This is a genomic window from Pedobacter sp. GR22-10, assembly GCF_026239715.1.
GTDB lineage: Bacteria > Bacteroidota > Bacteroidia > Sphingobacteriales > Sphingobacteriaceae > Pedobacter.
In genome coordinates, this window is sequence record NZ_JAPIVR010000004.1 from 25,604 (window position 1) to 38,910 (window position 13,307).

Annotated in this window: 11 protein-coding genes; 1 reads left to right on the top strand and 10 read right to left on the bottom strand. The window is 38.2% G+C overall.

Features of this window, described 5'->3' with window-relative positions; all coding sequences use genetic code 11:
* Positions 1-972: 972 nt before the first annotated feature.
* The 10 genes from OQX64_RS16775 to OQX64_RS16820 all read right to left on the bottom strand — a co-directional run bounded on the left by OQX64_RS16775 (position 973) and on the right by OQX64_RS16820 (position 10,720).
* Positions 973-1,512 (bottom strand): hypothetical protein, encoded by a 540-nt coding sequence (locus OQX64_RS16775; protein ID WP_265819650.1) that lies wholly within the window; start codon positions 1,510-1,512, stop codon positions 973-975.
* 35 nt (positions 1,513-1,547) lie between these two features.
* The gene (locus OQX64_RS16780) at positions 1,548-1,820 is read right to left on the bottom strand and encodes a hypothetical protein (RefSeq protein ID WP_265819651.1); all 273 of its coding nucleotides are present in this window, start codon (positions 1,818-1,820) and stop codon (positions 1,548-1,550) included.
* Positions 1,821-2,259: 439 nt separating this feature from the next.
* Positions 2,260-2,871, bottom strand: coding sequence for a hypothetical protein (locus OQX64_RS16785; RefSeq protein WP_265819652.1), 612 nt, complete (start codon positions 2,869-2,871; stop codon positions 2,260-2,262).
* Positions 2,864-3,484: a hypothetical protein gene (locus OQX64_RS16790; protein WP_265819653.1), complete on the bottom strand. Its 621-nt coding sequence runs from the start codon at positions 3,482-3,484 to the stop codon at positions 2,864-2,866. Before OQX64_RS16790 ends, OQX64_RS16785 begins: the two co-directional genes overlap by 8 nt.
* A gap of 5 nt (positions 3,485-3,489) precedes the next feature.
* Positions 3,490-4,434, bottom strand: coding sequence for a hypothetical protein (locus OQX64_RS16795; RefSeq protein WP_265819654.1), 945 nt, complete (start codon positions 4,432-4,434; stop codon positions 3,490-3,492).
* Between the two features lie 98 nt (positions 4,435-4,532).
* The gene (locus OQX64_RS16800) at positions 4,533-5,477 is read right to left on the bottom strand and encodes a hypothetical protein (RefSeq protein ID WP_265819655.1); all 945 of its coding nucleotides are present in this window, start codon (positions 5,475-5,477) and stop codon (positions 4,533-4,535) included.
* A gap of 2 nt (positions 5,478-5,479) precedes the next feature.
* Entirely contained in the window at positions 5,480-7,285 is a 1,806-nt protein-coding gene (locus OQX64_RS16805) for a type VI secretion system Vgr family protein (protein ID WP_265819656.1), read from the bottom strand.
* A gap of 29 nt (positions 7,286-7,314) precedes the next feature.
* Positions 7,315-8,031, bottom strand: coding sequence for a hypothetical protein (locus tag OQX64_RS16810; protein WP_265819657.1), 717 nt, complete (start codon positions 8,029-8,031; stop codon positions 7,315-7,317).
* A gap of 6 nt (positions 8,032-8,037) precedes the next feature.
* A complete protein-coding gene (locus tag OQX64_RS16815; protein ID WP_265819658.1) occupies positions 8,038-8,619 on the bottom strand; it encodes a hypothetical protein in 582 nt (193 codons plus the stop codon).
* A gap of 658 nt (positions 8,620-9,277) precedes the next feature.
* Positions 9,278-10,720 carry an APC family permease gene (locus OQX64_RS16820; RefSeq protein ID WP_265819659.1) on the bottom strand — a complete coding sequence of 481 codons (1,443 nt, stop codon included), beginning with the start codon at positions 10,718-10,720 and terminating at the stop codon, positions 9,278-9,280.
* 300 nt (positions 10,721-11,020) lie between these two features.
* Between OQX64_RS16820 and OQX64_RS16825 the strand changes: the two genes are divergently transcribed.
* Positions 11,021-13,267, top strand: a complete 2,247-nt coding sequence (locus tag OQX64_RS16825; protein ID WP_265819660.1) for a sodium-translocating pyrophosphatase — start codon at positions 11,021-11,023, stop codon at positions 13,265-13,267.
* Positions 13,268-13,307: the final 40 nt, after the last annotated feature.

Below are 13,307 nucleotides of genomic sequence, written 5' to 3' on the forward strand. Positions count from 1 at the left end.
AGTCGTTAGTTCAGGCGTTGCAATCGATGATTCAGACGTTACAGTCGTTAGTTCAGGCGTTGCAATCGATGGTTCAGACGTTGCGGTCGGCAGTTCAGGCGTTGCGGTTGATAGTTCAGACGTTGCAGTTGGTAGTTCAGACGTTACAGTCGTTAGTTCAGGCGTTGCAATCGATGGTTCAGACGTTGCGGTCGGCAGTTCAGACGTTGCGGTTGATAGTTCAGACGTTGCAGTTGGTAGTTCAGACGTTACAGTCGTTAGTTCAGGCGTTGCAATCGATGGTTCAGACGTTGCGGTCGGCAGTTCAGACGTTGCGGTTGATAGTTCTATACTTGCAGTTCGTACTTCTATAATTGCAGTTCGAAGTTCTATATTTGCAAATTAGCTATCTAAATTTCATTCTATCGGGCGGTGTCTCACCGCACGAAATTAAAGTATTGTAGTTCACACGCGGCAAGCGTACGATAGCGAGGAAACAAAAAAAGTTTCCCGTTATTTTATTTCGGAATTGTTTCGGTCAGGCCCATTTGCTGGCGCATATGTAAAGTTTTTCAACTTTTTTATAATTCATCTAAATCTATTAGCCCTTTGCTCATAATGCACACGCGGCACGCATGCGCCAGCGATGGAACGTATGCCATCATTCCAGTTCATATATTCATTACAGATCTTCATCTCGAATTCCGTACTGTACTGGCTCTGCCATTTACTCTTGCATATTTTTGAATATCTCTCCATTTTGTTTACAATTGTGTAAACATATTTCAGGACGAGACAAAGTTTCCCGTTATTTTATTTCGGAATTGTTTCGGTTAGGCCCATTTGCTGGCGCATATGTGAAGTTTTTCAAATTTTTATAATTCATCTAAATCTATTAGCCCTTTGCTCATAATGCACACGCGGCACGCATGCGCCAGCGATGGGGGCTGTTTCATATTTATAATTACCCCTGTTAATGATAGCGATATAAATTTATTGGACTTTGGAATACCAATAAGCGCCTAATTTTTGAAATGAGCGCATGCGGTTTTTATTAAGTTTTACAAATCCAATTTCTCTTTCAAAGGCAGTCATCAATTTTCTTAAATTCCCACAAACATCTAAATCATATTTTTCAGCAAAAATAGAATCAACAATTTCTATTTTTTTGCCGCTCTTGAAGTTTATTTGAATAGAAATAAGAGAAGTACTGGTATGATGGTAATCATGTGCAAAAATGCCTATTATGTCTTTTTTGTTATAAATAGTGCTCCTCCCATTGATGTTAATATCTATCATTTCGGGCAAGAACCTAATTGTAATATTCTTGCTTAAGTATTTAATCAATAATGATAAAATGGCAAAAAAGATCATAGCAGTAAAAACAAGCCCCCATACACCTAAATATCGAAAACCATAGGTACCATAAATGATGAATAATGGCATGCCAATTACTAATCCTCCTAAAGGAAACCAAAAAAAAGGTAAAATAAGTACGTTTTTCAATACAAATTCTTTATTATTTACATCCATATTTTAAATTTACTACTTTGTATACCAACTAGCTGTTATATTGCTAAAAATCGGAATCTGCCTTTCTTAGCTAAACTAAAATCCAATTCTGTTAATAATGTATCTAAAAAAGCTTTAAATTTTTCATTCTTAACTTGGTCATACTTTTCTGGCAAAAACAAAGCTGAATATTCATTGGCCTCGAATACCTTTCCATTTCTATAATATATTGTTATAGACGAAGCAAAGCCTTTTTTAGTTGAGTCTGAATGGTTAATGGCTGCCTCATCATGAAAGTAAAATCCATTAACTTGACTAAGGTTAATCAAAATTGTTTTTTTCCATTGCTGATAATTAAATTATCTCCTACAATACTCAATTCCAGATTCTTACTAATTAGAAAACTTTCCGTTATATAAACTAATAGTACAATAATTGATAGTTATACTTTACTTCTTCTTTTCGTTCTATCGTGCGGTGGTCTCACCGCACGAAATTAAAGTATTGTAGTTCACACGCAGCAAGCGTACGCTAGCGAGGAAACAAAAGAAAGTTTCCCGTTATTTTATTTCGGAATTGTTTCGGTCAGGCCCATTTGCTGGCCCATATGTAAAGTTTTTCAAATTTTCATAATTCATCTAAATCTATTAGCCCTTTGCTCATAATGCACACGCGGCACGCATGCGCCAGCGATGGAATATAATTAATACACCTACTGCCCAGCCAATTGCTTGTGATATTTGCTTATTCATTTACAGACCGGAACTATTATTTCTTTTCAAACCTCTTCTGAAATTCGTCTTTTGGCATAATGTAAGTTAAATAGGTTAGTACATTGTGTTTGTATTGTTGATCAGTAGGCTCTAAATTTTTATATCCGTTCACAGAACCTTCATTTTCTGAATCATATCTGATCGGCTCATCAACTCCTTTAAAATTAAAAACAGGAATAGGCTTTTCTTTAGTACCGTAATTGGGATTTTTCAAATCCTCCTTATTTACCCATGCCATTATTTCTTTACCTTCTAAAACATCAGACAATGGATAGTATTTCTGCTTATCGACATCATACATCGCTATTTTAAATATTTTTTTCATCTTTAAATCTAAAAATGAAACAGAAAGAATATTTCCACTTAAACCCTTAAAACCAATTGCGCTTGCCCCTACTTTGTAATGGTCAAAACCAACACTTAAGGTATCAGAATAATCACCTTGAATAGTTGGGACATTTAAGCGCAATACTTCAATACTCTTATAATAATTTGAAAAACCCTTTTCTCCGTCATTTTTACGTACCGTAATTTTGTTATAGAGAAATACAAATAAGGGGAACAATACAAATACACCGACTATCCATCCTATAAATTGCTTATTCATTAGTTTTTTCAAAACGTTTTTTAAATTCGTCTTTTGGCATAATGTAGGTTAAATAGGTTAGTACATTATGCTTATATTGTTGATCAGTAGGCTCCAAGCTCTCATAAACTACTTTTGAACCCGTTGCATCTCCGCCCCAAGTCCTTATCGGCTCGCCTATCCCTTTAAAATTAAAAACAGGAATAGGTTTTTCTTTAGTACCGTAGCTAGGATCTTTTAGGTCATCTTGATTTACCCATGCAGTTATTTTCTGTCCTTCTAACGAATCCGAAAAAGGAGCAAATTTCTGATTATCAACATCATACATTCTTATTCTATAAAACTTATGTTGATTCAAATCCAAAAATCGAACACCAATGATATTTCCACTTAAACTTTTATATCCTATTGGGCTTGCACCAACCCTATAATGGTCAAATTCAACATTTAAAGTATCAGAATACCCTCCTCCCAATTTTGGTACATCTAATTGAATAGAGAATATTTTTTCGTAATATGCTGAAAAGAATTTTGCTCCATCATTCTTTTTTACAGTAATTTTATTATACAAAAACACAAATATTGGGAACAATACAAATACACCGACTATCCATCCTAAAAATTGCTTATTCATAATTATTATTTATTAGATATAATTGAAATGTTATTTTTTCCATCCAATTTATTTAGTTCTCTTGAAGCTAAGGTTGTCGTATCTTCATAAGATTTTTCCAACATATCTGTAGTTTCGCCAATGACAAGGTTAGCAGCAGCACCTATTAAACCATTTTTCATACTCGATGGTTTGAAATCGCTCATTATCCTGCTTTTACCGATAGCCGTTGCTACTCCACCTAACAACTGCGTACCAGGACTTTTAACTAATACGCCGGCTCCATAGGCTACATAACCTGTTCCCATTATTAATGCCCCTGGGGCAGCAGTGCCGGCAACTGTACTGGCTGTTGCCTCAACCGTTCCTCCAACAAAAGGTGTATCCGCCACATCGTCACTCATGATTGATTTAGCAATTAATTTATCCTCTCCAGACCAATATCCCAATGGGGTTAGCACTGCCGTTGTAACGGCACCAAGCACACCGATACCCGACATAGTTAATCCACTGATTACCCCCATTACCAATTGAGAGCCTGCTTGAATGGCTACTTCTTTTCTATTGTTGCTGCTAATCTGTTTCGCGGCCTCTTTAGCAATAACCGGATCTATTATCAGATTTAAAACTCCACCTTTCGGACAGTTTAAATATGATCGATTCAATATTGCTAATTTACTCTGAATTCGAACAGTGGTATGCGGTTTTTGCCAAAATACATCCAAAGTAGAATCACAGTCGTGGGCAATTTTTATTCCCATCATCACACCTGAACTCACAGCCACAACGCTCGCTGCGATTATAACCGCAACCAAAAGACCACCTGATAACACGCAAGCGGCACCTATTGCAATACCCACTGCTAATGCAGCTAAACCACCCCAAAATTTAGCAGGGCTTTTACATGAAAGACTGCCGGATATTTTATTATCGACAATTGTTAACAATGGAACATTTTTACTTTTATACAAGGTTTTATATGGCCGGGTAGATTGCGCTGTTTGCGGACTACTGGACATCATATATGTGCATATAACATTTGTTCCCTGCGGGATGTACGATTCTGCCATTACTCTATTTTCCTAAGTTTATAATCAACACTTAACTCAACATTATTCTTCACTTCTTCGGCAATACTTAAATCAGCCTGTAAAATCCATTTATCTTTTTTATCCAATAAAACTGTTTCTACAATGCTAGCATCATAACCAGAGAATTTATATTTGACGAGCGGTTTATATTTTAAATCATAAAGCTGCTCAAACTTCTTTGCATCTTCTTTTTGCAATCGCCCTGTATTATTGTATTGAACCTGACTTTCGTTTTCGGCAATGATGTTTTTGGTAAAATTTAAAGTGGAACTTTGACCTTCGAAAAGTTGCGAATAAAAAGGTCTTTTATGCTCTTCAAGATTTAACCTGTCATTGACCAGGTATTCATCAAAAAACAAATCATAAAACATCTTAGTTTTTAAATCATCTATCAGATTTTTTTCAATCACGATGGTATTTTCGGCTACAGTCAAAAATTTTAACACATTTAACTTTGCTTCTGGGCTTTGCACTCCGGCAAATCTCTTTTCAAGTTCAGCCCTGTATTTTTTCCATTTTTCAATAATCTCACTGTGGTTAATTATTCTATCAATATCTCCATTGGTTTGATTTACCGCTACCATGGCTGTACTTTTAACAACATCGAGTTCAATAAGCAGGTTAATCGTTTCCTGCAAGCTATCTGGATAAATATTGACGATGTTTTCTTCCATTTTTACATCAACTACCAAATTTGTTTTGCCAGCTGATTTAGTTACAAAAAATTCTCTTTTTGTCTCTGCATGGCTTTGTATCACTCCATCCATTTTAGTTATGGTAAGTTGTTCAACCCTGTATCTTGCATTACCTTTCAAGCTTAGTTCTTCTACTGCCTCTGGTTTATTATCAACCAAGTTTTCTTTTGTAATATCAGAATTGACGGTTTCATTGCCGTCATCAAAAAATTTAAATCTGCTGCTCATAATTAATTAATATCTACTTGACTACCTGTTATTGTTTGTACACCTCCTGAAGTTTGAGAAATAGTCGCATCCGAGCACACTATAATTGTTCCCTGCGATTCTAAATTATAAGTTTTACTACCAACGTTTACCGCAGTTGTCCCAACTGTACCCATATTCACCGCTGTACCTGGCATATTACCTGCATTGGCATTGATCGCATCGGTACCCTGAATATTAATAATTTTACCTACAATATCAATCGTTCCGTCTTTTTTTAAGGTAATGCTGCTATCGCCCGTCCGGATGACAATCGTTTCAGCAGATTCTGCCGTAATCTGACCTGGCCCGTTTTCAACCTTAACAAAATTAGCGCCGTTTGTTCCCAGGTTCAGTGCATGGTTTAAATCATCAAAAGTTAACGCACTTCCCTTTCTGGAGGTTAAGCCTTTGGTGTTACTATTCTTGAAACCTGCGCTATCTCCACTTTTGCCATGGTAAACGCTACCAATCACCACTGGCCGGGCCACATTCCCTTCCTCAAAAGCAATCACCACCTGATCTCCTTTTTCCGGAATCACATGGAAGCCCCGGTTTTTACCGGTATCGCCGCTTCCGGCATTTGGGCTCACCACCCTTAACCATTCAGTAGGGTCGTTGGTTTGGCATTCCCATTTAAACCGTACTTTAATCCGGCCCTGCCCCTGCGGATCGTCATTATCCAGCACATCCGCCAGTTGCATATCCGGACTGGGCTTATCATAATTTTTAACCAGTAGGCGCTCTGTGGTTGATACTAAACCTTCAAAGGTATTGCTGTATTTTCCGGTTCCATCCAGCGTATGGTTAACACTGGTAATTAAAAACTTACCCAGGCTTTCTGTAGCAAAAGCAATTTCCTGCCTGATGCTCATCGTAATTTCGGCAATGGTACCAATGCCTAGTTCGGCATTATCGCCACTGCCATTTACTTTTAACAACTCGCTGATGTGCGCTTTTTCTTCATTTTCTACGTGGCTTTTAATGTCGTTTCCATTATCTACCCTGATCAGCGAGGGCTGGTTAAAGGTTTTGCTGAACATGTTGTTCGAAGCTTTGATGGCATGAGCCAGATCCGGATGGCCATCCGCCTTGCCGCTACTTTCGCTGTGCAGCATTTCATCCTGCTTCGGGTTATAGGCAAAACGTTTGTTTTTAATGGGTGCCACTTCCATGGCATATTGCAGGCTATGAACATCCCGTCCGTAAAATAAGGATACGTCTTTTTGCTCATCCGGCTTTCCGAAATTCAGCTGCTGCCCATCATAATACAGCCATTCATGGTATTCGCCCGATAAACGGTTCATAAATTCCCAGTCGCTTTCTTTATACTGGATCAGGTAATCTATACTCGACTGGCGGCTGGCATTTGCTACAATTTTTAAATCGTTAACCGGGGTATCTTTTGTGGCCAGTTTTACAATGTCGTTTAAATCCTTATCCAGATAAGATCCCAAATCCTGACCCCTGTCTATTAATATAGTGGGACTATAGCCACTTACAATTAGCACCCCATGGTAACCATGGCTTTGCGAAAGTTCTACCTTGGTAACCAGGCCTGAAAAATGCTGCTGGCGTTCTGGTGAGTGACCAAAGGATGCTGTTAAGGTTTTTCCTACGAAATCCCGGCTGTCGTCTAAATTGATTAATCCCGGCGTGCCCAGTTGGTCGTGGTTAAAATGCAGCTCAAAATAATGATGCTGATTAAAAGCCTGTACCAGGTTAAAGGAGGCAAAGTGTGCTATTGGCGTATCTTCTATATTAATTTCTACGATAAGTTTGTTTTCCATAATATTTATAGGTGGTTGAGCAGATTAATTTATATTGATTTATAGATGGCAATTTTAAACAAGCCCGGATAAAAATGCACTTCAAAGGGTAAGCCTGCGGTATTTCTATTAAGCGAAGAATCTATTGCTTTTTTTGTATAAGGATGAACCTCTACCGTATTCCCTTTTTTCAGGTAACCATTACCGATCATGGTATCTATATCATTTGGTTTAACATGAATACAGCCATGTGATTCTCCCAACTGAAATATTTTTCTCCTTGCTGTTGAGGCTTCATCTATAGGTGTGGTATGAATGAAATCGCCCATAACATATTCCTTACCATTCATTTTACGATCAAGGTTAACATCCTTGAAGTATTTAACAGATACGTGTCCGAAATCATTAAAAAGCCATTTAGTAGGGATGGGAGAATTTGGATAGAGCTCACGTTGATATTTGAGTACGGCATTTGCAACGCCTTTCTGATCATTTTTATATTGCCCCCATTGTGCGTTCACATCAGTTAATTTTTTCCACACTCCGTTGTACTTAACCATTACAATATCTCCAGTGATTTTAACTTCAGTACCCCAGGCTATACCAGACCATGCAGCATATTTACCATAGCTAACATGTTTCTCGATACTTTTAATCACAAACCTACCAACAGTTGTAGATGTTTGCGCATGTCCATCGCCACCCATCTTTACGTTTTCAGGGCCTCCATGTGCATCAAATTCCTTTATCTTTAAAAGCGTATTCATCTATAGTTAGTTATATTTTAAAATCTCTACCATAATTACATGGGCCTGATCTAGTTTCTCATGGTTATTAAAAGTTAGTTTAATGGTTGTACTATCTGATACTTTAATCTTTACTGGGAGAGGTTGTGCCGTTATCCCAATTTCAGGTTTTTCTTCTTTAATACTTCCGAAGTAGCTAGCAAAATCGGCAATGCGTAAAGAATCTGAAATCGGCTTAGGTATAAGACATATTACACCTGCCTTTATCATATTCCTTTTCTCCCCGTTTTTATAGTATTGCACCACGATGCTTTTTTCCGAATCGTGCTTTTCATCATGATAAATCTCAAGTTTGAGTTTTCCTGAAAATTTTTTATTTAATGCTTGAATATGTGGTTCATTAAATTGGGCTAATGGAAGTTTAACCAATGAATCAATATAATTAAGAAATAGATCAGCAATTCCCGTTTTATGATTATCTACAAGTTGAAGTTTACTTTCTTCTTTTTGATGATGATCTTGATTTCCACTACAACCGAGAAAACAACTTATGATGAAAGTGAAAATAATGGTGTGCCCTATTTTAGAATTAAAAGATAAGCTTTTCATTGAGGATTAGTTATGGTTAGATGGTTTAATAAGTTAAATGGATAGTCTGTTAATTAGAAAATCATGGCTGATAAAATATAGAAACCATAATCATTTTGATAGCATAGTTGCCCCCCAAACCAAATTATAAATACCTAATTGCCGGAAGAGACTTCCTATGAGGTTTTAAAGGAAAACTTAATGTAAACGTATTGTTCCAACGGATCAGAATATACAACGTATCAGAGAAACTCAAAATAGCTTGGAAAGCCATAATATTTAAATTTAGCGTTAATAAATTTGGTTAAAGCAGCTGAGAGCTACCAGCTTAATGTAAATCCAAATATCAGGCCAATTTAAATTTGATAAACTGTTAATGAGTATGATAATTATATACAAACACTAAAATGAAGTATAAAAAGCCTTAAAGGCTATTAAGGAGAAATGATTAGCCAGATTGATATATTAAAAAATTACACTATTTGAATGTAAATACCTACAGTAATGCAGATAAAATGTTCAAAAAACATACATCAAAATAAGTTTGATTGTGCAGCGAGATTAATATCATCATAGGTAGCACTAGTCATGCTACCTATGATGGGGGTGCTTATAAGTTTTCAGGTAAAGACATAAATGCTCCGATCACCTGGAATACTTTTATAAATTTTAGCAGTTGTTATAATTTAGCATCATTCCTGTTGATGAAAAAGTAAACAGGCACACCCAATAATACAATAATGAGACCGGGCCAGGTATATTGTTGTTTATAAATAAGAAGCAAAATACAGAATGCGGATCCTATTACAAGGTAGATTATAGGTGTAACCGGATATAACCAGGTTTTATAAGGCCTTTCCAGATCAGGTTTTTTAAACCTTAAATAGATCACACCAAATACTGTAATCATGTAAAACAATACGATAACAAAAGAAATCATGTCTAAAAGGTTGCCGTACTGACCGCTCAGGCATAAAACGGATGCCCAGATTCCCTGCATCCAGAGGGATTTTTCAGGAACACCATTTTTATTGTTTTTAAGTGCTGCTTTAAAAAACATCCCATCTTGTGCCATGGTCTGAAAAACCCTTGCTCCTGCCAGCACGATACCATTCACACAGCCAAAAGTAGAAATCATCACCAAAACCGCCATTACGATCGTACCTATTCCGGCACCAAAAATTTGTTCAGATGCTGCAACGGCTACCCTGTCATTTACAGCAAAGGCAATATTATCCCTGGTTAAGGTATTGAGGTATATAAAATTAACCAGTAGATAAAGCACCATCACCGCTGTAGTGCCCAAAACCATCGATCGCACTACATTTTTCTTAGGATTTTCGATTTCTCCGGAGACAAATGTGACGTTTTCCCAGGCTACACTTGAAAATACAGAACCAACCATGGCAGCGGCAATGCCCCCCATTATCGCCATGCCGGAAACAGATTCCCATCCGGCTTTCATAAAATTGCCGTTCAGATCTGTTTTAAGATTATTGAAGGCATTCCAACCGAATTTCATATTTTCTGCCCAGAAGCCGTTTTTTACCAGGAGAAAACCCAATATAATCAAGCCAATTAAAGCGATAATTTTAGATCCCGTGAAAATATTTTGCAGCACCTTACCGCTTTCTACACCCTTTGTATTGATATAGGTTAGCAGCAGAATAACTGCAATAGCCAGCAACTGTATCCAGGTAATTTTATAACTTCCGCTCTGAAAAATCGGGGCAGCATCATTTAATGCCGGTATTAAATAGGCCGTAAATTTACCAAAAGCTACCGCAACGGCAGCAATGGTACCAGTTTGAATCACCGTAAAGAGCCCCCAGCCATAAAGAAAGCCCATCATTTTGCCAAAAATCTCTTTTAAATAAGTGTATTGACCACCTGCTTTAGGAAACAGGGCAGATAGTTCTCCATAAGAAATTGCTGCAGCTATTGTCATTACTGCAGTGATTACCCAAACAACAATGAGCCAGTAACCTGAACCTAAATCCCTCATGATGTCAGCGCTGACAATAAAAATACCGCTTCCGATCATTGAGCCCATTACCAGCATTGCCGCATCAAAAAGGCCTAATTTTCTTTTAGAAGATTCTGCTTCATGTCCTTTTTCCATTTTCTTAGTTGTTTGGTTTTAGTTAGTTTGTGGCTAATTTATTTATAATAATAGAGAAACGAACCTGTTGGCCTGTATTATTTTAGTCGTATAAAATTCCGGCTTGGTTAACGGGTCCTCAATTATGAAATTTTATTTATGAATGCACCCTAAGATTCAGTCCATTAATAATTTCATCTGAAGAAAATAAAATATTATATTGCTGATTAATAACCAAATCTCTAAAATCAGCGTGCTGTTATGTATGAGCTTAATGGCAAAGAACTGATCGCTATGAACCAATAACCAAATATTTTAACTATGATTTTTTTACAAGACAATTTAATTTACTGCATTCCTGCATTGGGCCTGATCGGAATAATTGTAATGATGATGAAAAGTGCCTGGGTAAACAAACAGGATGCAGGCGACAAAAACATGCAGGAACTGGCCGGCTATATTGCCGATGGCGCAATGGCATTTCTTAAAGCAGAATGGCGGGTACTGAGCATCTTTGCTGTTTTTACAGCGGCATTACTGGCCTATTCCGGAACCATTACTGAAATTAATGGTGTTCCGATGCATTCCAGCTGGATCATCTCACTTTCTTTTATCATAGGTGCGGTATTTTCGGCAACTGCCGGATACATAGGAATGAAATCGGCAACGAAGGCTAACGTGAGGACTACCCAGGCCGCAAGAACGAGTTTAAAGCAGGCACTAAAAGTTTCCTTTACCGGTGGAACGGTGATGGGATTGGGTGTAGCCGGATTGGCTGTTCTGGGTTTAGGCGGTTTATTTATCGTCTTCATGCAGTTGTTTCACGTCACCAATGCCAATAGCGTAGAAATGAGAACCGCCATCGAAGTACTAACCGGCTTTTCTCTGGGCGCTGAATCCATTGCCCTTTTTGCTCGTGTTGGCGGTGGAATTTATACTAAAGCAGCAGATGTTGGTGCAGATTTGGTAGGAAAAGTCGAAGCTGGAATCCCGGAAGATGATGTAAGAAACCCTGCTACCATCGCTGATAATGTAGGTGATAATGTGGGTGATGTGGCGGGCATGGGTGCCGATTTATTCGGATCATATGTGGCCACTATTCTGGCTACAATGGTTCTGGGACAGGAAATAACCGTTACAGATCAGTTTGGCGGCATGTCTCCTATTTTGCTTCCCATGGTTATTTGTGGCCTGGGCATTATATTTTCCATCATCGGAACCTGGTTTGTGACCATTAAAGATGAAAAATCGAACGTTCAAACCGCGTTAAACCTTGGCAACTGGTCGTCCATTATCATTACCGCTGTAGCCTCCTTCTTTATTGTAAAATGGATGCTTCCTGAAACCTTAAGCCTTCGCGGATATTCATTTACCAGCATGAATGTTTTTTATGCCATTATTGTTGGCCTTGTAGTGGGAACCATTATGAGTGTAGTGACAGAATATTTTACGGCCATGGGGAAAGGTCCGGTTAATTCAATTATTCAACAATCATCAACCGGGCATGCCACGAATATTATTGCCGGTTTATCGGTTGGGATGAAATCCACTGTCATTCCGATTTTGGTTTTGGCGGGTGGAATTATGGCTTCCTATCATTTTGCCGGATTATATGGCGTTGCCATTGCGGCGGCGGGTATGATGGCCACCACAGCCATGCAACTGGCCATTGATGCATTTGGCCCGATTGCAGATAATGCCGGCGGAATAGCAGAAATGAGCCAGCTTCCGCCAGAAGTACGTGAACGTACAGATAATCTTGATGCAGTAGGCAATACCACTGCCGCAACAGGTAAAGGTTTTGCCATTGCATCGGCCGCATTAACATCTTTGGCCCTATTTGCCGCTTTTGTTGGCATTGCCGGAATTACGGCGATCGATATTTATAAAGCACCCGTTCTGGCCGGGTTATTTGTAGGTGGCATGATTCCGTTTATTTTTTCGGCACTTTGTATTCAGGCAGTGGGTAAGGCGGCTATGGACATGGTTCAGGAAGTACGGCGACAGTTCCGCGAGATTCCTGGAATTATGGAATATAAAGCAAAACCAGAATATGATAAATGCGTGGCCATTTCTACCAAAGCTTCCATCCGGGAAATGATGATGCCTGGTGCCATTGCTTTGATTACCCCTATCATTGTCGGTTTTACATTTGGACCAGAGGTTTTAGGTGGATTACTAGCCGGCGTAACCGTAACTGGTGTGTTGATGGGTATTTTTCAGAGCAATGCTGGCGGTGCCTGGGATAATGCTAAAAAATCTTTTGAACAGGGGGTCATGATTAACGGGGAAATGTTTTATAAAAAATCAGAGCCGCATAAAGCTTCTGTAACTGGTGATACCGTAGGTGATCCGTTTAAAGATACTTCTGGTCCTTCAATGAACATTTTAATTAAATTAATGTCTATTGTTTCACTGGTTATTGCGCCATATATTGCCGTAAAAGCTGTTGCGGCAGAACATCGGACAGAAATTCACAGCGAAATGAAAATTCAGCAGAAAACAGACCGTCTGGGCAACACAATTACAGACACCTTAACAAATGTTTCCGATACTTTACGCAATTAGTTGTAAAAACATAGATATAAAATATTAAGGAAGGGGATTT